We start from the raw sequence: 17,548 nt of genomic DNA, 5'->3' as shown, positions 1-17,548 counted from the left end.
CGACCGGCGCCCCTCCCCACGAAAGGCCAGACCATGACCCCCACCCACCGCGCGGCACGCTGGGGTGCCGCGATCCTCGCCGGAGGCCTGCTGCTCCCGCTCGCCGCCTGCTCGAGCGGCTCCGACTCCGGTGACGCGGGCGGCGACTCCGCCCTCACCGTGATGATCGGCTCGTCCGGCGACGCCGAGACGACCGCCGTCACCGACGCCGTGAACGCCTGGGGCGAGCAGAACAGCACGACGGTCGACGTGGTCGCCGCCAGCGACCTGACGCAGCAGCTCGGCCAGGGCTTCTCCGGCGGCAACCCGCCCGACCTCTTCTACATGAGCTGGGACCAGTTCCAGACCTACGCGAGCAACCGCTACCTGGAGCCGTACGCCCAGGACGCCGGGAACGCCGACGCCTTCTACCCGGCGCTGCGCGACGCGTTCAGCTACGACGACCGGTTCTACTGCGAGCCCAAGGACTTCTCCACGCTCGGCCTCGTGATCAACACGGACCTCTGGGCGGCGGCCGGCCTCACCGACGCGGACGTCCCCACCGACTGGGCCTCGCTCGAGTCGGCGGCGACGAAGCTGACCGCGAACGGAGTTACCGGGCTCTCCTTCGGCGCCGAGTACGCGCGCATCGGCACCTTCATGAACCAGGCCGGCGGATCGCTCCTCTCGGAGGACGGCACCACCGTCACCGCGGACACCCCCGAGAACGTCGCGGGCCTGACCGAGGTGAAGACGCTGCTCACCGACGGCGTGCTGAAGTTCCCGGCCGCGCTCGACTCCGGCTGGTCCGGCGAGGCGTTCGGCAAGGGCGCGGCGGCGATGGTCATCGAGGGCCCGTGGATCAACGGAGCGCTCGCGGCCGACTACCCCGACGTGAACTACCGCGTCGCCGAGCTCCCCGCCGGCCCCGGCGGGAAGTCGACCTTCACCTTCAGCAACTGCTGGGGCATCCCCGTCGGCAGCGCCACGGCCGAGAAGACGGAGTCGCTCGTGTCGGCCCTGACCTCGGACGAGCAGCAGCTCGCCTTCTCGGACGCCTTCGGAGTCATCCCCTCCACCGAGACCGGAGCCGCCGAGTACGCGACGAAGTACCCCGAGAACGCCGCCTTCGTCTCCGGCAACGACTACGCGGTGAGCCCGGTGGCCTTCGCCGGCGCGGCGACCGTCATCACCGACTTCAACTCGGCGCTCGAGGGCCTCGCGACCGGCGACCCGGAGTCGATCCTCGGCGACCTGCAGACCAACCTGCAGGACGCGCTCGACACCGCGAACGCGAAGTAGCCCGGCCGGGAGGCGGCGGACCCGACCGCCGCCTCCCCGTGCCCGACCGGCACGCCCCACCCCGCGCACGTGAGTCGAAGGAGACGCATCGATGAGCACCACCGCCGCCCCCCGGAGCCGCCGCTCCGGCATCCGCGGGCACGAGGCCCGCTACGGCTGGCTCTTCACCCTCCCGGCGATCGTCGTGATCGGCGTGTTCCTCGTCGTCCCGATCGGCCTCGCCCTCTGGGTCAGCGTGAGCAACTGGAACGGGCTCGGCTCGCCCCTCGGGCCGACCGCGCAGTTCGTCGGAGCCGACAACTACCGCGCGGTGCTCACCGACTCCGGCCTGGCGCAGAAGGACTTCGGCACCGCGATCCGCAACAACGTCTACTACGTGCTGCTCGTGGTGCCGCTGCAGACCGCGCTCGCGCTCTTCCTCGCCGTGCAGGTGAACCGGCGGATCCTGCGGGGCCGGGGCTTCTTCCGCACCGCCTTCTACTTCCCCTCCGTCACCTCCTCGATCGCGATCACCGTGATCTTCCTGTTCCTCTTCTCCGCCTCGGGCGTCGTCAACGCGGTGCTCGGCTGGTTCGGCGCCGACGGGCCGACCTGGATGGCCGACCCGACCGGTGTCCTGCACTCGCTCCTGGGCGCCGTCGGCGTCGACGGCTCCGGGCCGCTGGCCGCGGGCGCCCCGCTCGGACTCACCTGGTGGGACTGGCTGTCCGGCCCGTCCGTCGCGATGTGCGTGCTGATCACGATGGCGATCTTCACCACCTCGGGCACGTTCATGCTGCTGTTCCTCGCGGCGCTGCAGAACATCGGCGCCGAGATCGACGAGGCGGCGCTCATGGACGGCGCCGGCCCGCTCCGGAAGTTCTTCTCGGTCACCCTGCCGATGCTCAAGCCCACGCTCTTCACCGTGCTGACCCTCGGACTGATCGGCACCTGGCAGGTGTTCGACCAGATCTACCTCACCGGAGGAGGGGCGCCGGGCAAGACGCTGCTCACCCCGGCGTACCTCGCCTACGAGTCCTCGTTCACGGATCTCCGCTGGGGTCAGGGCGCCGCGATCGCCTTCATCCTCTTCTTCATCATCGTCGTGCTGACGCTCCTGCAGAGGGCGCTCCTCCGCGAGAAGGGGGAGCCGCGCCGGCGCCCCCGCCGCGCCGCCCGCGCCGACGCCGCGACGACCCTCACCACGGGAGGCATCCGATGAGCACGCTGACCGAGCCCGGCACCCGCGCCCCCGAGAGCCCCGAGCCCGCCGCACCGGTGCCGCACCGCCGCATCCGCCTCGGCGCCCGCGGCCGCGCGTCGCTGATCGGCGGCTACCTGCTGCTGATCGCGCTGGCGCTGGTGTACATCTACCCGTTCCTGATCTCGGTCGCGTCGTCGTTCAAGTCGGACGCCGACGCCACCGCGAACCCGCTGTCGCTGCTGCCCGCGACCTGGTCGTTCGCCTCCTACGAGCGGCTGTTCACCGACGTCCCGCTGCCGCTGTGGACGCTCAACTCGGTGATCGTCACCGTGTTCGTCACCGTCGGCCGGGTCTTCTTCGACTCGCTGGCCGGCTACGCGCTGTCGCGGCTGCGCTTCCGCGGACGGGGCCTGCTGTTCGCGCTGTTCATCGGAGTGATGAGCGTGCCCGCGGTGGTGCTGCTGATCCCGCGGTTCCTGATCCTCAAGCAGCTCGGCCTCTACGACAGCTACGCGGGGATGATCGTCCCGCTGATCGTGGACGCGGCGGGGATCTTCATCATGAAGCAGTTCTTCGACTCGATCCCGCTCTCCATCGAGGAGGCCGCGCGGATCGACGGGGCCGGAGTGTTCCGGACCTTCCGCTCGATCGTGGTGCCGATGGCGCGTCCGGCGATCGTGACGCTGTTCATCCTGTCGTTCCAGGGCTCGTGGAACGAGTTCTCGCACTTCGTGGTGTCTCGGCAGTCGCCGGAGCTGAACACGCTGACGACCGGAGTCGCGTCGCTCGTGTCGGGGCAGCTGGGCACCGGCAACCAGTACCCGCTGCAGCTCGCGGCCGCGGTGCTGATGTCGATCCCGGTGGCCGTGCTGTTCTTCGTCTTCCAGCGGCGGATCATGAACACGACCGAGGGCGCGGAGAAGGGCTGACGCGGGGGCTCCGGCTCCTGCTGAGCGAGCATCGCGCGTGGGTGACCGGTTCCTGCTGATCGAGCAGCGCACAGGGCGCGTATCGAGATCCGTGTCCGTGCGACGGGCCTCGATACGCCCCTGCGGGGCTGCTCGACCAGCATGCGGGAGTGCCGCCGCTACTTCGCGAGGAACTCCAGGACGACGCGGTTCCACTCCTCCGGGTGGCTCACGGTCACTCCGTGCGGGGCGCCGTGGACGACGTGCAGCTCGGAGCCGGGGATCGCCGCGTGGGTGCGGGCGCCGGAGCCCTCGAACGGAACCGTGCCGTCGCCGTCGCCGTGGATGACGAGCGCGGGCACCGACACGTTGGGCAGGTCCTCGCGGAAGTCGGTGGTCGCGAACGCCGTCATGCAGGCGAGGGCCGCGTGCTTGGCCGACTGCTTCGCCAGGGCGATCGCCTCCTGGCGCTGCTCCTCCGTCACCTTCAGCACGCCGTCGACCGAGAAGAAGTCGGTGGTGAACTGGTCGTAGAAGTCGTCCTCGCTCTTCGTGAGGCCCGCGGTCATCTGCGCGGCCTGCGCCTTCTCGAGCGGGCCGTCCGGGTTGTCGTCCGTCTTCATCAGGTACGGCGGGACGGCCGAGGCGAAGACGACGCTGTGCAGGCGCTCGGCGCCGTACTTCGTGAAGTAGCGGGCGACCTCGCCGCCGCCCATCGAGAAGCCGACCAGGGTGACGTCCTGCAGGTCGAGCTCGGTGAGGAGGGTGTGCAGGTCCTCGGTGAGCGTGTCGTAGCTGTAGCCGGTGAGCGGCTTGTCGCTGCGCCCGAAGCCGCGGCGGTCGTAGGTGACGACGCGGTAGCCGGCCTCGGCGAACGCGGGGACCTGCTCCTTCCACGACTCGCCCGAGAGGGGCCAGCCGTGGATGAGGACCACGGGGCGGCCCGATCCGCCGGTGTCGTCGACGTGCAGGTCCGTGTCCTTGAAGAGTCCGTGGTGGGCGGTGATCTCGGCCATGGGGAGTGCTCCTTCCGGCGCCGACGATCGGCGTCACTCGATGTTCGAGGACGTCCCTGCGAGCGGATGGCCGGGGCGGGGAGGGTTGACAGCTCCCGTCACTCCGCGACGACGGCCGCGGCGAGGCCCCGCAGCGCGGTGTGCAGCCCGGGGCTCATGGGCAGCCCGGCGTCGAGCACCGCGTTCGCGGCGGCGACCAGCACCGGTGCCGCGGGGGAGGAGACCACGGTGAGGCCGGCGGGCGGATCCGCGTCGCCCGAGGGCCGCACGACCAGGACGAGCCGGGAGCTGGGAGCGCTCGTGCTGATCGTCGCTCCCGATCGGGCGGGCAGCACCGCGAGGGTGCCGCGGCCGACGAACTCGCGCTCCTCCCGACTGGCGACGGTGAACGCGCCCTCGAGCGGGAGCAGGAGCACCACCGACCCCGGGTCGGCGCGGGGGCTCGGGCGGAAGTCGATCGTGCCGGCCGTGTGCCAGATCCGCCGGAGGAGCACGCCCTCGGCGGCCGCCTCCTGACCGGTGACGGCGAAAGCGGGGTCGGGCCCGGCCTCGGCGTGGCGGGCCCGCAGCCAGTGCCGGGCGGAGTCGCCGCGGAGGGGCATCGGGCGGATCAGCGGATCGGACACGGCGGCTCCCGAGGAACGCGGACCTGAATCGGCCGAGACAGTGAGGAACCATCATCCTAGGAGCGGCGGGAGGCGTCGTCCCCGGAGTGGCGCGTCCTCAGATGCCGATGCCGCCCCGGCCGCGCTGAGCGCGACGCCGGAGCGGCATCCGAAGGGTGGTGCGGACTACTGGAATCCGCCGCCGCGGTCCTCCGGGTCCTCGATCGGGTCGGAGTCGGGAGTGTCGATCGAGTAGGTCACGTGGACCGCCTCGCCGACCTCCTTGGCGGAGACGGCGTTGTAGACGAGGTGCGTCTCCTGGCCGTCGACGGCGGCGTAGACGTCGACCTCCTTCTCGTAGCCCCCCTCGGTGCTGACGCGGTTCTCGGTCTGGCCGTCGAACGGCCCGCCCTGGAAGAAGGCGAGGTAGCTCTCGCCCTCGGCGAGTGCGCGGATGTCGTTGCTCATGCCCCCAGGTCTACCACTCGGCGCCTCCCCGCCGCTCGGCCTTGCGCTCGGCGGGCGGAGGAGGGCCGGGGCGCCGCATTCCTCACGCCGGTCGTTCTCGGCTCCGCGGCCGGGGTCAGGAGGCCGACCGTTCCATCCGGCGCCAGGCTCCGCCGAGCAGCGGAGTGCCGGCGGCGACCACGTAGACCACGGCGGTGACGGCGAAGGTGAGGCGGAGGCCGAGCGTGTCGGCGGCGAGCCCTCCGAGGACTCCGCCGAGCGGCATCCCTGCCCAGGTCCCGGCGGACACGAGTCCGAGCACGCGCGCCTGGAGGGCGGTCGGGATGCGATCGAGGAAGACCGCGCCGAGGATCGGGTTCAGGGCTCCGGCGGCGAGCCCGCAGACGGCGGCCGAGGCGGCCAGCCCCACGACACCGAGACCGAGAGCTGGCGCGGCTCCGTAGGTGGCGGCGACGAGGAAGCAGGCGGCGAAGGGGATCCGGCGCGGCAGGCGGTGCGCGACGAGGCCGAAGGCGAGCGTTCCGGTCAGGGCGGCCGCGCCGAACACGCCGGAGACGAGGCCGAGGGACGACGCGCCCTCGAGGTGCCGCTCGGCGTAGAGGGGGAGGAGCGTGCTCGACCGGGCGGCGTCGAGGGTGTTGGTGACGAGGACGAGGGCGATGATGCAGCGCAGGAGGGGATCCCGGCGGATGAAGCGCAGACCCTCCCGGAGGTCCGACCAGTAGCCCGTCGAGCTCTCCTCCGGCCCCTCGGGGGTGGTCGACGGTGCCCGGACGAGTGCCGCCGTGAGGATCGCGGACGCGGCGAAGGACACTGCGGTCGCGAGGAGGGCCGCATCGGCGCCGAGAGTGCTGACCATCACCCCCGCGAGCGGCGCGCCGAGCATGGTGGAGAGGCGGGTGGTGGCGTCGAGGAAGCCGACCGAGCGCTCCAGCGGGATGCCCGCCGTCTGGGAGAGGCGGGGGAGGAGGACGCGTCGGGCGGTCTCCCCGGGGACGTCGAGGAGGCCGCTGACGAAGACGATCGTCAGGAGGACCGGGAACGGCAGCGCGTCGAGCGCGGTCAGGAGCGGGATGAGCGCGAGACTCGTGCCGCTCACCGCGTCGGAGAGCACGGACGACCGCACGAGGCCGACACGATCGACGAGTGCGCCGCCGAGCGGCCCGCCGAGGAGGACGGGTGCGGTCGCCGCGGCGGCCGCTGTCCCTACCTCCACCGGTCCTCCGCCCGCGCTCAGCACCAGGAACGGCACGGCGAACAGGGTGACGACGTTGCCGGTTCTGGAGAGGACGTGCCCGACGAGGAGTGCGGCGAGGGGCCGCGAGGAGCGCTCCGCCGCGCTCATCGCGGCCGGCGGTAGGCCTGGACGAGGAAGAACACCTCTTCCGACCCGTCGTCGGTCCGGTGGTCGTCGCTGATCCGCGCCCACTTCCGGTCGAGCTGCGCGAGCTCGTCGCGCAGCTCCCACAGCTGATCCGCGCTCAGGCGCCAGCGGCGGTCGCTGCTCGTGCCGGCGCTCACCCACTCCTCCGGCAGCGTCGGCGTCGACGCGAGGTACTCGTCGTACTGCTGCGCGTAGACGCGGGAGATCGCCGCCGCCATCTCGCGGAGGGCTCCGAGCTTCTCCGGGTCGCGTGCGACCTCGCTCTCGTCCCACACGGTCTCGAGGTGCTTCGCCCTCCACCAGCGCTCCCGCCGATCCCGGCCCGACTCCGGCGCCTCCTCGATCAGCCCGGCTCCCGCCAGCTTCGTCAGGTGGTAGCTCAGCGTCCCCGGCGCCTCGTCGATGTGCTCCGAGAGCTGCGCGGCGGTTCGTGGGCCGAGCTCTCGGAGCAGCCCGAGCAGGCGTAGGCGGGTGGGGTGAGCAAGGACGCGCATGTGAGCTGCGTCGTGCAGATTCGATCGGTCGACCATGCGCTCAGCCTAAAGCACAAGAAACATTGTGCAAGTAGCGTTGTGTATCTGGGTGGCGGCGCGGTACTTCGACGACCCGTCAGGGCACGAGCCGCTGCGTGATCGAGGCCGTCGGCCCGCTCAGCGCGATCTCGGCGAGCGCGCCGTTGACCAGGGGCATCTGCGGCGGCTGGTGCCCGGTGTCGACGTCGAGGATCACCGGCACGCCGAGATCGCCGAGAGCGCGCCGCACCGCGTCCTCCTGGCTCAGCTCGGGCAGGGACGCGCCCGCGGTCCGGCCGATCAGGACGCCGGTCGCCTGCTCGAACCAGCCCGCGAGGCGGAGGGAGGTGAGCATCCGGAGCACCGAGACGGAGTCGGACCCGGCCGCCTCCAGGTAGACGACGGTGCCCTCCGGCGCGTGCCGGCGAGCGAAGCCCGGAACGTCGCCGTAGGGCGTGCCCGCGAGCAGGGACACCGTCTCGAGGCATCCGCCGATCAAGCGGCCGGACATCGCCGCGTCCGCTGCCCCGTCGAGCGAGCGCCAGCGGGTCGGCTCCTCGTAGGCCCGATCGCGGTCGAGCGGCTCGTCCGCCCACGCACCCCACGGACGGCTCCGGCGTCGCGGCGCGGCGTGCTGCGTGAACGCGGCTCCGGGCTCGAGACCGGCGACCTCCGTCCAGCGGTGGAACCCGACCGGCAGCTCCCACGGCTCGTCCATCAGGTTGGCGCCGTGGATCGTCGCGAGCCCGGTCGTCGTCGTCAGGGGCAGGAGCAGCGTCGAGACGTCCGACCAGCCGACGAACCAGGGCCGGGCCTCCGCGAGGGCGTGCCAGTCGAGCCTCTCCAGCAGCTCGACGGCGAGCTCGCCGCCCCATGGAGGAAGGACCGCGTCCCCGCTCCGGAAGGCGTCGTGCAGGTCGGCCGCCCGATCCGCGGCGGACGCCGGAGCGAGTCCGCCGAGGAGGGCGTGCGGCCGGACCCGGACGTCGTATCCCGCCGAGCCGAGTCGGCGCGCGGCGTCCTGCAGCCGGTCGTGCAGGTGCGCGGGGACTCCCATCGAGGGCGCGGGCACCTCCACCCTGCTTCCGACGCGGAGGGGTGCGGGGTACGTGATGCTCGCCATCCGACGACGCTAATGCGCCTCGCGGTGACGGGCCGCGGATGCACCGCGGGGTGAGGGCCTACGCGCCCTTCCCGCCCGGTTTCGCCAGCCGACCGCTGAGCGCGATCGCGAGAGGGGTCGGCGCGAGTGCCGCGCCGCCCACCCACCCACTCGTGCGCAGCGCCGCCCGCCGGGAAGAAAGATGGGGCCGGGAGGCGCACCGGAACGTGACGTCGCGGTCTCGTGCAGGCGTCTCGGCTCCGCTGCTGCCGGCGGCGACCCGCACCACGCGGCGCCCTCAGCTCGTGAGGCGGCCGATCTCGTCCTCGGAGAGGAGGCGGTCGGAGTAGAGCACGATGCGAGCCGCGGGGTCGGGGCTGTGCGCATCGGGGCCCGCCCACCTCCGTTCGAGACCGAGTCGAGCGACCGTGCGGTGCGATCGCTCGTTCCGTTCCGCGACGACCGCGGTCACGGGGAGCTCCGGCCGGAGCCGCCGCGCCCGAGCGATGCCTGCGGAGGCGACCTCCTGGGCGTACCCCCTGCCCCAGTGGTCCGGATGGACGGTGAACGCGACGTTCCAGGCCGTGTCGGCGAGGAGGGTGCATCCGCCGATCCCGATCGCGCCGTCCGCGCCGCCTTCGGGACTCCGCAGCCGGACGACCCAGCTGCTGAGGTCGTCCCGTGCCCACTGCGCCGTCCGGCGGGCGAGCACCGCCCGGGTCTGCTCGACGGAGCCGTGTCGGAGGAGGGGGTCGCCCGCCGCGATCCGCTCGTCGGAGTACAGCCGCCACAGCTCGTCCAGATCGCTCTCGGCGGGACGGAACAGCCGGAGCCGCTCGGTCGTCTCGTCGGGGCGATCACCGGCACCGATGCTGCTGCCGCTCGCTCGAGGAGGGACTCGCGACCATCGGGGCGGTCGCCGAGGAGTGAGGCGAGCGCGGTGACCGCGCCTGGACGTCCACCTGCTCAGCCCGTGATCAGGCCGGTGAGGCGGTCGGCGGCGGCTCCGACGGTCGAGACCGCGCTGACCGTGAAGAGGCACGCGACGCCCCAGAACCAGGTGCGACCGGGTGCCCCGGCGCTGCGCCGCTCGAAGGCGAGCCACCAGGCGCCGACCACCGAGACGCACGCCGCGACCACCGAGCCGAGCGCCATGCGGACGTACTCCTCGGGACCGGGGGAGGACCAGGCCGTGGTCGCGAGGACGATGAGCAGCGGGACCACGATCATGCCCAGCGCGCCGAGCAGCACCGCGTGGAGGTGACTGCGGGGAGGGGCCCCGGCCGTCGTCGTCGCGGTCCGCGTCCGTGTCGTGTCCATGCCGCGTCCCCCGTCACCGCGGACCGGTCCGCGCTGCCCCGACGCTATCCGCTCGCCGTCCCGCCGTCACCCCGCACCTCCGAGCGGGCCGCGTGCCCGGTGGCGTCAGCCGCGCCGCCCGCGCCGCCCCGGCCGAACGCCGAGAACGTAGGATGTCCGGGATGACGATCGGACGCCGCCTCTTCCTCTCGGGAGCCGCCACGGGAGTCGGGCTCCTGGCCCTCGCGGGCTGCACGCCGTCGCGTCCGACGCCGACCCGCTCCGTCACGAAGGCCCCCGTGCCCACGCCGAGCACCACCGCCGTCCCCGCGCCGGCTGCCTTCGTGCGCTCCGCCTGGGCCGAGGATCCGTACGCGCTCGGCTCCGTCTCCTACCTGCCCGTCGGCGCGACGCCGCAGCACCGCACCGACCTGGGCACCGCGGTCCTCGACCGCGTCTTCCTCGCGGGCGAGGCCACCGACACGGAGGCGCCCGGCACGCTCCAGGGCGCCTGGAGCTCCGGGGTCCGCGCGGCCGCCGAGATCAGCGCCGTCGCCGACGAGGGCGAGCGGATCGCGATCGTCGGGGCCGGCCTCGCCGGAGCGGTCGCCGCGCGGCGCCTGTCCGACGCGGGCTTCGACGTCACCGTGGTCGAGGCGCGCGAGCGCACCGGCGGCCGCATCGCCACCGCGACTCCGGACGGCTGGCCGATCGCCGTCGAGACCGGAGCCTGGGCCCTCACCGGCGCGGGAGCCGCCCTGCGCGAGAGCATCGCGGACGCGGGCGTGGTCACGACCGCAGTCGACCTCGCCGACGTCCGCTCGAGCGACGCCGACGGCGCGGCTCTCGACACCGGCACCACGGGTGCCGACGCCCTGACCCGTGCTCTCGAGTGGGGAGCGGAGCAGCCGGAGGACCTGGCGCTCGCCGAGTCGTTCGCCGGCTCCGGAGCGCCCGATCCCGCCGAGGCCGAGCCGGGCTCCGGCGACGCCGACGCCGCCCGCGTGGCGGCGCACCTCGCCGGGACGACCGCGCTGCGCACCGGCGCCGCTCCCGAGGAGCTCTCCTCCTGGTACGGACTGGGCGACGCCTCCGCCGCCACGACCGCGGAGGAGCTGAGCGACGACTCCGGCGACGCGCTGCTGACCGACGGGCTCGCGCCCCTGGTCGACACCTTGCTCGCCGACGTCGAGGTCTCGCTGCGCGCCGTGGTGAGCGGCATCGGCTACACGGAGACCGGCGTCAGCATCCGCCTGGGCACCGGCGAGTCGTTCACAGCCGACCGGGTGCTGGTCACCGTGCCGATCGGGGTGCTCCAGACGGACGCGATCGCCTTCGACCCGCCGCTCCCGTTCGCGCAGCGCGCGGCCGTCGCGGCCCTCGGCTCCGGTGTCGTCGAGACGCTGTGGCTGCGCTTCGACGAGGCGTTCTGGGAGGCCGACGCCCCCGCGCGCTGGTCGCTCGTCGGCTCCGAGGCGGGCATCACCGAGTGGCTCAACCTCCAGCCGTCGACCGGCGAGGCGGTGCTCGTCGGGCTGGTCGGAGCGGATCAGGCCCTCTCGCTGCAGGACCTCAGCGACGACGAGCTGGTCACCCTCGCGCAGACGGCGCTCGAGCCGTTCGCCGTCGTCCCCGGCTGACGAGCTCGCGGAGCCGCGCCAGCGGCCCCCGCCACTCCGACGCGTGCGCCGCCCCGAGCGGCCGCACCCGGCTGAGCGCGAGGACGAACGCGGCGATGCCGGAGATCAGGCTCAGCACGATCACGTCGTAGAGCACGAACATCACGGGTCCGTCGACCTGGCCGGGGTCGAGGAAGAAGTACGGGTACCAGCCGATGAGGGCCCCGCGGACCAGGGTGATGACGCCCCAGACGATCGGGAAGCCGAGCACGGTCAGCGCCCCGCGCCAGGCGACCGGGCGGCGGCCGGGTCCGAGGATCCAGTCGAGGATCGCGAGCGTCGGGATCACGAAGTGCAGGAGCGCGCTCGACCAGGGCACGTCGACCCGCACGCCGCGGTTGTTGGCCTCGACCGCGATCAGCCCGAAGACGATCCCCGACACGACCATGTAGGTGAGCACGAGCGCCCGCACCGTGCTGAGCCAGCGCGGCTCCCGCTCGCGCGCGAGGGCGACCAGGCCGGACAGGCCCAGCACCACGACCCCGGCCATGTTCGACTGCGTCGTGAAGTAGGCGAAGAAGTTGTCGATCTGGAACGCGCGGAAGCCCAGTGTGTAGAAGAAGTCGCCGACGAGTCCGACCGCGCCCAGCCCGGCGAGGGCCAGGCGGAGGATCGCGAACGCCTTCCGCACACCCGCTCCGATCCGTCGCCGCTGGGCCCGGAGGGCCGGACTTCCGGACGATTCTACGGTCGCCGCGCTCGGAGCTCCCCGAGCGCGCGGCTCCGCCGGACGGGGGAGGCGGGCCCCGCGGAGGCGATCTAGCGTGGAGTGATGGCGCGCGCACAGGACGGGAAGGGTTCGGGTCGGATGTCGTCGGAGGAGGCGTCCCGGCGCTGGAACGCGGTCACGGGTCCGCTGTTCCTCGCGGCGGGAGCGGTCTTCGCGGTCCTCGGGAATCCGGTCTGGCCGGTGTTCCTCGTCCTGGGGATCACGTTCCTCGGGCTGACCGCCGGCCCCGGGAGGCCGACGAGCCGGAGCGGAGCCCAGGAGCCGGATCGCGATCGGTGACGCGCGCTTCGCGACGCGGACACTCGCCGGTCGCGTTGCCGGGATAGCGTGCGTGTCATGCCCTTCACGCCGAGCCACGCCGTCGTCGCGCTCGCGTTCTCGAACGGCCGGATCCCCGCCGCGGCCGTGGCCATCGGCGCGATGGTCCCGGACATCGGCATGTACCTCCCGATCGCCGTCGCCCGCGAGTCCACCCACTCCCTCCTCGGCGTCGTCACCGTCGACCTGCTGCTCGGAATGCTCGGCCTCGCGCTGTGGAGCGCGGTCGTCGCTCCGGCCTGGCGCGACCTCGCGCCCGCGCTGGTCCGCTCGCGGCTGCGTCCCCGGCGCTCGCCGCCCCGCGGGGCCGCCGAGTGGATCCGCGTGCTCGTCTTCGCGGCCGCCGGCATCGCCATCGGAGCCGCCAGCCACGTGATGTGGGACGGCTTCACCCACAGGGGCGGCCTCTTCGTCTCGGCGATCCCGCTGCTGCAGCAGGAGCTCGGGCCCTTCCCCGGCTTCCGATGGGCGCAGTACGCGAGCGGCGTGCTCGGGCTGCTCGGGCTCGGGATCGGCGCGGTGGTCTGGTACGTCGGCCGCCGTCCCCGGAAGCTCCGCTCCGACGGCCGGCAGCCGGTGCGCATCGCGGCCGCGGCCGTGGTGCTCGCGGCCGCGGTGGTTCCCGCCGGGATCGTGCTGGCGGGGGCGGGCATCGATCCGCTCGACGCCGCCTACCGGGCGCACGTGGTGCGGGCGGCGATCCTGCTCGTGGGCGGCGGCGCTGCGGCCGCGGTCGCCGTCGCGGCGGTCTGGTGGCTCACCGGCCGAGGGGTGCGCGGGGCCGTCATCTGAGACGACGGAGGACGAGCCTGTCGTCTCAAGGGAGCACGGGCATCCGTCGCGAGGAGGATGCGCCGGTGCATAGCCCACCGATAGCGTCGGACACGGCCCGTTGGGGCGGGCCGCCTTCGGGGGAAGGCACTAAGGGGAAATCGGGGGCTCGCGGCACACGCCGCGGGCCCTCTACCCGTTTCCGGGCCCCCGCCGCCTCAGCGCCGCTTCGAGCGCGGCCGGTTCTGCGCGGCCGGGCGCTGCGGGATGCGCGGGGCGCCCTCGCCGGCGGCACCCTGGGGGAGCGAGGACGCGGGCGGGATCGGGCGGCGGGTCACCGGGCGCACCGGCTCGCCGCGGCGCGTCTGGCCGGGGATCGGCCGCGAGCGGCGTCCGTAGATCAGCTCGGACGAGTCCAGCAGCCACGGCACCAGCGCCACCGTCACTCCGTGCACCAGCAGGAGCTTCTGGCGGATCCGCCGCGACTTGTGGTTGTGGAGGAACGCCTCCCACCAGTGCCCGACGATGTACTGCGGCATGTAGACCGTGGTGATCTCGGAGCCGTGCTCGAGGCGGTGGGCCTTGATGTACTTGATCAGCGGGTACGAGATGTCGCGGTAGGGAGAGGCCACGCAGCGCAGCGGCACCTCGATGTCCATCTGCGCCCAGTCGGCCTTGAGCTGCGCGGTCTGCGCGTCGTCGATGGAGGAGTGCACCGCCTCCAGCGTCTCGTGCCGCGCCGCGATGGCGTAGTCGAGCGCCTTCAGCGTGGGCTTGTTCATCCGGCCCACCAGCACGATCGCGTGGTCGCCGTTGGCGCCGAAGGTCGTGGTCGGGTCGACCTCGATCTCCTTCTCGACGTCGCGGTAGTAGCGGTAGACGCCGGCCATCAGGACGCCGAGGATCGGCATCACCAGGTAGACGAGCCAGGCGCCGTGGGTGAACTTCGTGATCGTGACGACGACGAGCACCGCGAACGTCAGCGTCGCGCCGAACAGGTTGATGGCCAGGCTCGTGTAGACGGTGCGCGAGCCCTCGCCGTTGCGGATCATCCGCACCCAGTGCTTGACCATGCCCGACTGCCCGAGCGTGAACGAGACGAAGACGCCGATGATGTACAGCTGCACGAGGCTCGTGAGCGAGGCCTGGTAGACGAGCAGGATGATCGCGGCGACGAGCGCCAGGATGATCACTCCGTTGGAGTAGATGAGGCGGTCGCCGCGGGTGTTCAGCGACTTGGGCGCGTAGCCGTCGCGGGCCAGCACGGAGCCCAGCAGCGGGAAGCCGTTGAACGCGGTGTTCGCCGCGAGGAGCAGGACGGCGGCCGTCGCGGCCTGGATGATGAAGAACAGGATCGTGTTGTTGCCGAACGTGGCGGCGGCGACCTGCGCGATCACCGAGCGCTGCGGGGTCGTGGCGCAGTCGGCGAAGCCCACCAGATGGCAGGCGTTCTCGGCGTAGTGCACGTTCGAGAGCAGGGCGAGGGCGGTCAGGCCGACGAAGAGCACGATCGCGATCGTGCCCATCGCGACGAGGGTGCGCTGGGCGTTCTTGACCTTCGGGGCGCGGAACGCGGGCACACCGTTCGAGATGGCCTCGACGCCCGTGAGCGCCGCGCAGCCGCTCGCGAAGGAGCGCAGCAGCAGGAGGACGACGGCCGCCTGAGTGAGCTGCTCGCCCTGCACGGTGAAGCCCGCCGACTCCGCGACCGGGGTGTCGCCGAAGGCGGTGCGGACCAGGCCGACGACGACCATGACGAAGACGCTCGCGACGAAGAGGTACGTCGGGACGGCGAAGGCGCGGCTCGACTCCGAGACGCCGCGGAGGTTCACGGCCGCCAGCAGCACCACGAAGAGGATGGCCAGCTCGACCCGCAGCGGCGCCAGCTCGGGCACCGCGGAGATGATGTTGTCGACTCCGGAGGCGACCGACACGGCCACGGTGAGCACGTAGTCCACGAGGAGGGCGGCGGCGACCGTGAGGCCCGCCGTCTCGCCCAGGTTGGTGCGGGCGACCTCGTAGTCGCCGCCGCCGGACGGGTAGGCCCGGATCAGCTGGCGGTAGCTCAGCACCACCACGACGAGGAGGACGACCACGCACGCGGCCACCCAGGGGGCGAAGGTGAGGAAGGAGAGCCCGCCGAGCAGCAGGATCATCAGCAGCTCCTGCGGCGCGTAGGCCACGGAGGAGAGCGGGTCGCTGGCGAAGATGGGGAGCGCGAGCCGCTTCTGCAGCAGCTGTCCCTCGAGCTTGTCGCTGGGGAGCGGCTCGCCGATGAAGAAGTGCTTGGCGGTGCGCAGCTCGGTCGCGTCGGCCGATGATCCGTCCGCGGCGGACGGGGGGCCCTCGTGTGTCACGAGCGATGACACTACTCCGTGCGAGGGGGCAGTCAAGACGGCCGGGAGCGGACCGAGCGGAGGCTGATCTCGCGCTGTGACCGGGAGTTTCCCGGTGCGGCGGGGAGCGACGGCCGGCGTCCTCGCGGCCGGCGCCCCGAGCGGGGGGTCAGCGGCCGTCGCGGGTCGCGGCTCCGATCAGGCCGGTGAGGCTGTCGCGGAGCGCGGTGAGCTCCTCGAGGGGGACGTCGAGCCGCTCCACGATCTGCGGAGGAACCTGCAGGGCCTGCTCGCGGAGGGCCGCTCCGGAGGGGGTCAGCGCGACGTCGAGGCGGCGCTCGTCGTCGCTGCTCCGGGCCCGCGTGACGTGGCCGCTCGCCTCCAGGCGCTTCACGAGCGGGCTGAGCGTGGCCGGCTCGAGGCGGAGGGCGGAGCCGAGGTCGGCGAGCGAGCGGGGGCTGCGCTCCCAGAGCGCGAGCATCACGAGGTACTGCGGGTGCGTGAGTCCGAGCGGTTCGAGCACGGGGCGGTACAGCCCGATGACGGTGCGCGCCGCGACGGCGAGGGAGAAGCAGACCTGGTTCTGGAGGGCGAGCGGGTCGGTTTCCACGGCGTCATCCTCTCATCGTGCCCTGATGGTTAGTACACTAAGGATATGACGCGGAAGAAGACCGGCTCCCTCTACCAGCGCTTCAACGCGCGGCTGTTCCCCTGGATCGGCCCGCCGCCGCTCGGCCCGTACGACCAGCCCGAGCAGGAGGCGCCGGCGGGGCAGGCGTGCCCGCTCTGCGGCCGGCCGATGTCCGAGCACGTCATCGACCGCTCCGGTCCGCGCACCCAGCTGTACTGCCCGAGCGACCCCTCCTGAGTCGCACGCCCCCGTTCGGGGGTCAGGGGCTTCGGGCGGCGGGGGCGGATGATGAGCGCATGTCCCGTCTGAGCCCCACCGCCGCCCGCGTCGTCCAGTACAGCCGATTCGGCGACGCGGACGTCCTCGAGATCGCCGAGGTCGAGCGGCCGAAGCCCGGGGCGGGCGAGGTGCTGGTCGAGGTGCTCTCCGCCGGGGTGAACCACATGGAGGCGTTCATCCGGCAGGGCCAGTTCGACTCCGACCACTCCGCGGCCTTCCCGATGCGCCAGGGCACCGACTTCTCGGGCGTCGTCGTCGCCCTCGGCGAGGGCGTCACCGACATCAAGCTCCGCAGCGACGTGGTCGGCCACGCGCTCGTCGGCTCGCACGCGACCCACGTCGTGGTGCCGCGCCGCAACCTCGTCGCCAAGCCCGCCTCCGTGAGCTGGGAGGTCGGCGGCGCGCTGTTCCTCGCCGGAGTGACCGCGTGGCGTGCGCTCGAGGCCACGCACGTCGGGCCGGACGACACCGTCCTCGTCTCCGCCGCGGCCGGAGGAGTGGGCAGCCTCGAGATCCAGCTGGCGAAGCTCCGCGGCGCGACGGTGATCGGCACCTGCGGCGAGCGCAACTTCGACTACCTCCGCCAGATCGGCGTGAAGCCGGTGGTCTACGGCGACGGGATCGCCGACCGCATCCGGGCCGCGGCGCCCGGCGGGGTCACGGTGTTCCTCGACAACTTCGGCGGGGAGAACGACGCCCTCGCCGACGAGCTCGGCATCGCGGCGGGCCGCTTCCACTCCAGCGACGACCGCAAGGAGATCGAGCTGCGCGCCGTCTGGCCCGACGCCGAGACCGCCCAGCGCGACACCGAGATCCTCGGCGAGCTGGTCGGCCTCGTCGGCGAGCAGAAGCTGCGGGTGCTCGTCTCGGGCTTCTACCCCTTCGACCAGGTGCAGGACGCCTTCGACGACCTCGAGAAGCGGCACTCGCGCGGCAAGATCGTCCTCGGCATGAACCCGGTGGACCCGGCGAAGGTCACCAAGGCGCGCGACATCCACGAGGCCGGCCGCTAGCCGCACCCTCCCGGCGGCTGTCCGGGCTGCTCT

Annotated in this window: 19 protein-coding genes; 8 read left to right on the top strand and 11 right to left on the bottom strand. The window is 72.8% G+C overall.

What is annotated here, in order from left to right; translation table 11 throughout:
- Nucleotides 1-33: 33 nt before the first annotated feature.
- The 3 genes from C5C10_RS08200 (at nucleotide 34) to C5C10_RS08190 (ending at nucleotide 3,393) form a co-directional block, all read left to right on the top strand.
- Complete coding sequence (locus C5C10_RS08200; protein WP_104282650.1) at nucleotides 34-1,281, top strand: extracellular solute-binding protein; 1,248 nt, start codon at nucleotides 34-36, stop codon at nucleotides 1,279-1,281.
- A gap of 91 nt (nucleotides 1,282-1,372) precedes the next feature.
- A complete protein-coding gene (locus tag C5C10_RS08195; RefSeq protein ID WP_104238714.1) occupies nucleotides 1,373-2,482 on the top strand; it encodes a carbohydrate ABC transporter permease in 1,110 nt (369 codons plus the stop codon).
- Nucleotides 2,479-3,393: a carbohydrate ABC transporter permease gene (locus tag C5C10_RS08190; RefSeq protein WP_104238713.1), complete on the top strand. Its 915-nt coding sequence runs from the start codon at nucleotides 2,479-2,481 to the stop codon at nucleotides 3,391-3,393. The genes C5C10_RS08195 and C5C10_RS08190 overlap by 4 nt, the downstream gene beginning before the upstream one ends.
- 158 nt (nucleotides 3,394-3,551) lie before the next feature.
- On the opposite strand, the gene C5C10_RS08185 is transcribed toward C5C10_RS08190, so the two are convergent.
- The 8 genes from C5C10_RS08185 to C5C10_RS17790 form a co-directional block, all read right to left on the bottom strand.
- Entirely contained in the window at nucleotides 3,552-4,388 is an 837-nt protein-coding gene (locus C5C10_RS08185; RefSeq protein WP_104257891.1) for an alpha/beta fold hydrolase, read from the bottom strand.
- 98 nt (nucleotides 4,389-4,486) lie between these two features.
- On the bottom strand, nucleotides 4,487-5,014 hold the full coding sequence (locus C5C10_RS08180) for a hypothetical protein (RefSeq protein WP_104256055.1): 528 nt from the start codon (nucleotides 5,012-5,014) through the stop codon (nucleotides 4,487-4,489).
- A gap of 165 nt (nucleotides 5,015-5,179) precedes the next feature.
- The gene (locus C5C10_RS08175) at nucleotides 5,180-5,461 is read right to left on the bottom strand and encodes an oligoribonuclease (protein WP_104223758.1); all 282 of its coding nucleotides are present in this window, start codon (nucleotides 5,459-5,461) and stop codon (nucleotides 5,180-5,182) included.
- Nucleotides 5,462-5,576: 115 nt separating this feature from the next.
- Entirely contained in the window at nucleotides 5,577-6,806 is a 1,230-nt protein-coding gene (locus tag C5C10_RS08170) for an MFS transporter (protein WP_181028792.1), read from the bottom strand.
- Nucleotides 6,803-7,375 carry a winged helix-turn-helix domain-containing protein gene (locus tag C5C10_RS08165; protein WP_104295673.1) on the bottom strand — a complete coding sequence of 191 codons (573 nt, stop codon included), beginning with the start codon at nucleotides 7,373-7,375 and terminating at the stop codon, nucleotides 6,803-6,805. The genes C5C10_RS08170 and C5C10_RS08165 overlap by 4 nt, the downstream gene beginning before the upstream one ends.
- A 79-nt stretch (nucleotides 7,376-7,454) precedes the next feature.
- A complete protein-coding gene (locus C5C10_RS08160) occupies nucleotides 7,455-8,480 on the bottom strand; it encodes a S66 peptidase family protein (RefSeq protein ID WP_104328992.1) in 1,026 nt (341 codons plus the stop codon).
- 277 nt (nucleotides 8,481-8,757) lie between these two features.
- Nucleotides 8,758-9,501, bottom strand: a complete 744-nt coding sequence (locus tag C5C10_RS08155) for a GNAT family N-acetyltransferase (protein WP_181073422.1) — start codon at nucleotides 9,499-9,501, stop codon at nucleotides 8,758-8,760.
- Nucleotides 9,426-9,779, bottom strand: coding sequence for a hypothetical protein (locus C5C10_RS17790; protein ID WP_181073421.1), 354 nt, complete (start codon nucleotides 9,777-9,779; stop codon nucleotides 9,426-9,428). Before C5C10_RS17790 ends, C5C10_RS08155 begins: the two co-directional genes overlap by 76 nt.
- A gap of 161 nt (nucleotides 9,780-9,940) precedes the next feature.
- Here C5C10_RS17790 and C5C10_RS08150 point away from each other — a divergent pair, with 161 nt between their 5' ends.
- Nucleotides 9,941-11,398, top strand: coding sequence for an NAD(P)/FAD-dependent oxidoreductase (locus tag C5C10_RS08150; protein WP_181073420.1), 1,458 nt, complete (start codon nucleotides 9,941-9,943; stop codon nucleotides 11,396-11,398).
- Here the strand turns inward: C5C10_RS08150 and C5C10_RS08145 are convergent.
- Nucleotides 11,349-12,068 (bottom strand): Pr6Pr family membrane protein, encoded by a 720-nt coding sequence (locus tag C5C10_RS08145; protein ID WP_104233845.1) that lies wholly within the window; start codon nucleotides 12,066-12,068, stop codon nucleotides 11,349-11,351. The genes C5C10_RS08150 and C5C10_RS08145 overlap by 50 nt on opposite strands.
- Before the next feature lie 141 nt (nucleotides 12,069-12,209).
- On the opposite strand from C5C10_RS08145, the gene C5C10_RS08140 reads away from it, so the two are divergent.
- Together C5C10_RS08140 and C5C10_RS08135 are read left to right on the top strand one after the other, a co-directional pair.
- The gene (locus C5C10_RS08140; protein WP_146076574.1) at nucleotides 12,210-12,446 is read left to right on the top strand and encodes a hypothetical protein; all 237 of its coding nucleotides are present in this window, start codon (nucleotides 12,210-12,212) and stop codon (nucleotides 12,444-12,446) included.
- Between the two features lie 57 nt (nucleotides 12,447-12,503).
- The gene (locus C5C10_RS08135; protein ID WP_104328989.1) at nucleotides 12,504-13,277 is read left to right on the top strand and encodes a DUF4184 family protein; all 774 of its coding nucleotides are present in this window, start codon (nucleotides 12,504-12,506) and stop codon (nucleotides 13,275-13,277) included.
- 197 nt (nucleotides 13,278-13,474) lie between these two features.
- Here C5C10_RS08135 and C5C10_RS08130 read toward each other — a convergent pair whose 3' ends face one another.
- The gene (locus tag C5C10_RS08130; RefSeq protein ID WP_374952928.1) at nucleotides 13,475-15,613 is read right to left on the bottom strand and encodes an APC family permease; all 2,139 of its coding nucleotides are present in this window, start codon (nucleotides 15,611-15,613) and stop codon (nucleotides 13,475-13,477) included.
- 148 nt (nucleotides 15,614-15,761) lie between these two features.
- Nucleotides 15,762-16,202, bottom strand: coding sequence for a MarR family winged helix-turn-helix transcriptional regulator (locus tag C5C10_RS08125; protein ID WP_104223751.1), 441 nt, complete (start codon nucleotides 16,200-16,202; stop codon nucleotides 15,762-15,764).
- Between the two features lie 45 nt (nucleotides 16,203-16,247).
- Between C5C10_RS08125 and C5C10_RS08120 the strand changes: the two genes are divergently transcribed.
- Both C5C10_RS08120 and C5C10_RS08115 read left to right on the top strand, forming a co-directional pair.
- Nucleotides 16,248-16,460, top strand: a complete 213-nt coding sequence (locus C5C10_RS08120; protein ID WP_104223750.1) for a hypothetical protein — start codon at nucleotides 16,248-16,250, stop codon at nucleotides 16,458-16,460.
- A gap of 59 nt (nucleotides 16,461-16,519) precedes the next feature.
- The gene (locus C5C10_RS08115; RefSeq protein WP_104238704.1) at nucleotides 16,520-17,515 is read left to right on the top strand and encodes an NADP-dependent oxidoreductase; all 996 of its coding nucleotides are present in this window, start codon (nucleotides 16,520-16,522) and stop codon (nucleotides 17,513-17,515) included.
- The last annotated feature ends 33 nt before the right edge of the window (nucleotides 17,516-17,548 follow it).

Origin of the sequence: Rathayibacter sp. AY1A3 (assembly GCF_002930975.1) — a bacterium.
Classification (GTDB): Bacteria; Actinomycetota; Actinomycetes; order Actinomycetales; family Microbacteriaceae; genus Rathayibacter.
The sequence above is the reverse complement of the archived record's forward strand: the minus strand, read 5'-3'. Positions and strand labels throughout refer to the sequence as shown.

Coding starts and splice junctions, on each gene's coding strand:
- C5C10_RS08140 (WP_146076574.1), top strand. CDS start 12,210: ATGGCGCGCGCACAGGACGGGAAGGGTTCGGGTCGGATGTCGTCGGAG.
- C5C10_RS08195 (WP_104238714.1), top strand. CDS start 1,373: ATGAGCACCACCGCCGCCCCCCGGAGCCGCCGCTCCGGCATCCGCGGG.
- C5C10_RS08170 (WP_181028792.1), bottom strand. CDS start 6,806: ATGAGCGCGGCGGAGCGCTCCTCGCGGCCCCTCGCCGCACTCCTCGTC.
- C5C10_RS08175 (WP_104223758.1), bottom strand. CDS start 5,461: ATGAGCAACGACATCCGCGCACTCGCCGAGGGCGAGAGCTACCTCGCC.
- C5C10_RS08135 (WP_104328989.1), top strand. CDS start 12,504: ATGCCCTTCACGCCGAGCCACGCCGTCGTCGCGCTCGCGTTCTCGAAC.
- C5C10_RS08115 (WP_104238704.1), top strand. CDS start 16,520: ATGTCCCGTCTGAGCCCCACCGCCGCCCGCGTCGTCCAGTACAGCCGA.
- C5C10_RS08120 (WP_104223750.1), top strand. CDS start 16,248: ATGACGCGGAAGAAGACCGGCTCCCTCTACCAGCGCTTCAACGCGCGG.
- C5C10_RS08200 (WP_104282650.1), top strand. CDS start 34: ATGACCCCCACCCACCGCGCGGCACGCTGGGGTGCCGCGATCCTCGCC.
- C5C10_RS08190 (WP_104238713.1), top strand. CDS start 2,479: ATGAGCACGCTGACCGAGCCCGGCACCCGCGCCCCCGAGAGCCCCGAG.
- C5C10_RS08185 (WP_104257891.1), bottom strand. CDS start 4,388: ATGGCCGAGATCACCGCCCACCACGGACTCTTCAAGGACACGGACCTG.
- C5C10_RS17790 (WP_181073421.1), bottom strand. CDS start 9,779: ATGGACACGACACGGACGCGGACCGCGACGACGACGGCCGGGGCCCCT.
- C5C10_RS08150 (WP_181073420.1), top strand. CDS start 9,941: ATGACGATCGGACGCCGCCTCTTCCTCTCGGGAGCCGCCACGGGAGTC.
- C5C10_RS08165 (WP_104295673.1), bottom strand. CDS start 7,375: ATGGTCGACCGATCGAATCTGCACGACGCAGCTCACATGCGCGTCCTT.
- C5C10_RS08160 (WP_104328992.1), bottom strand. CDS start 8,480: ATGGCGAGCATCACGTACCCCGCACCCCTCCGCGTCGGAAGCAGGGTG.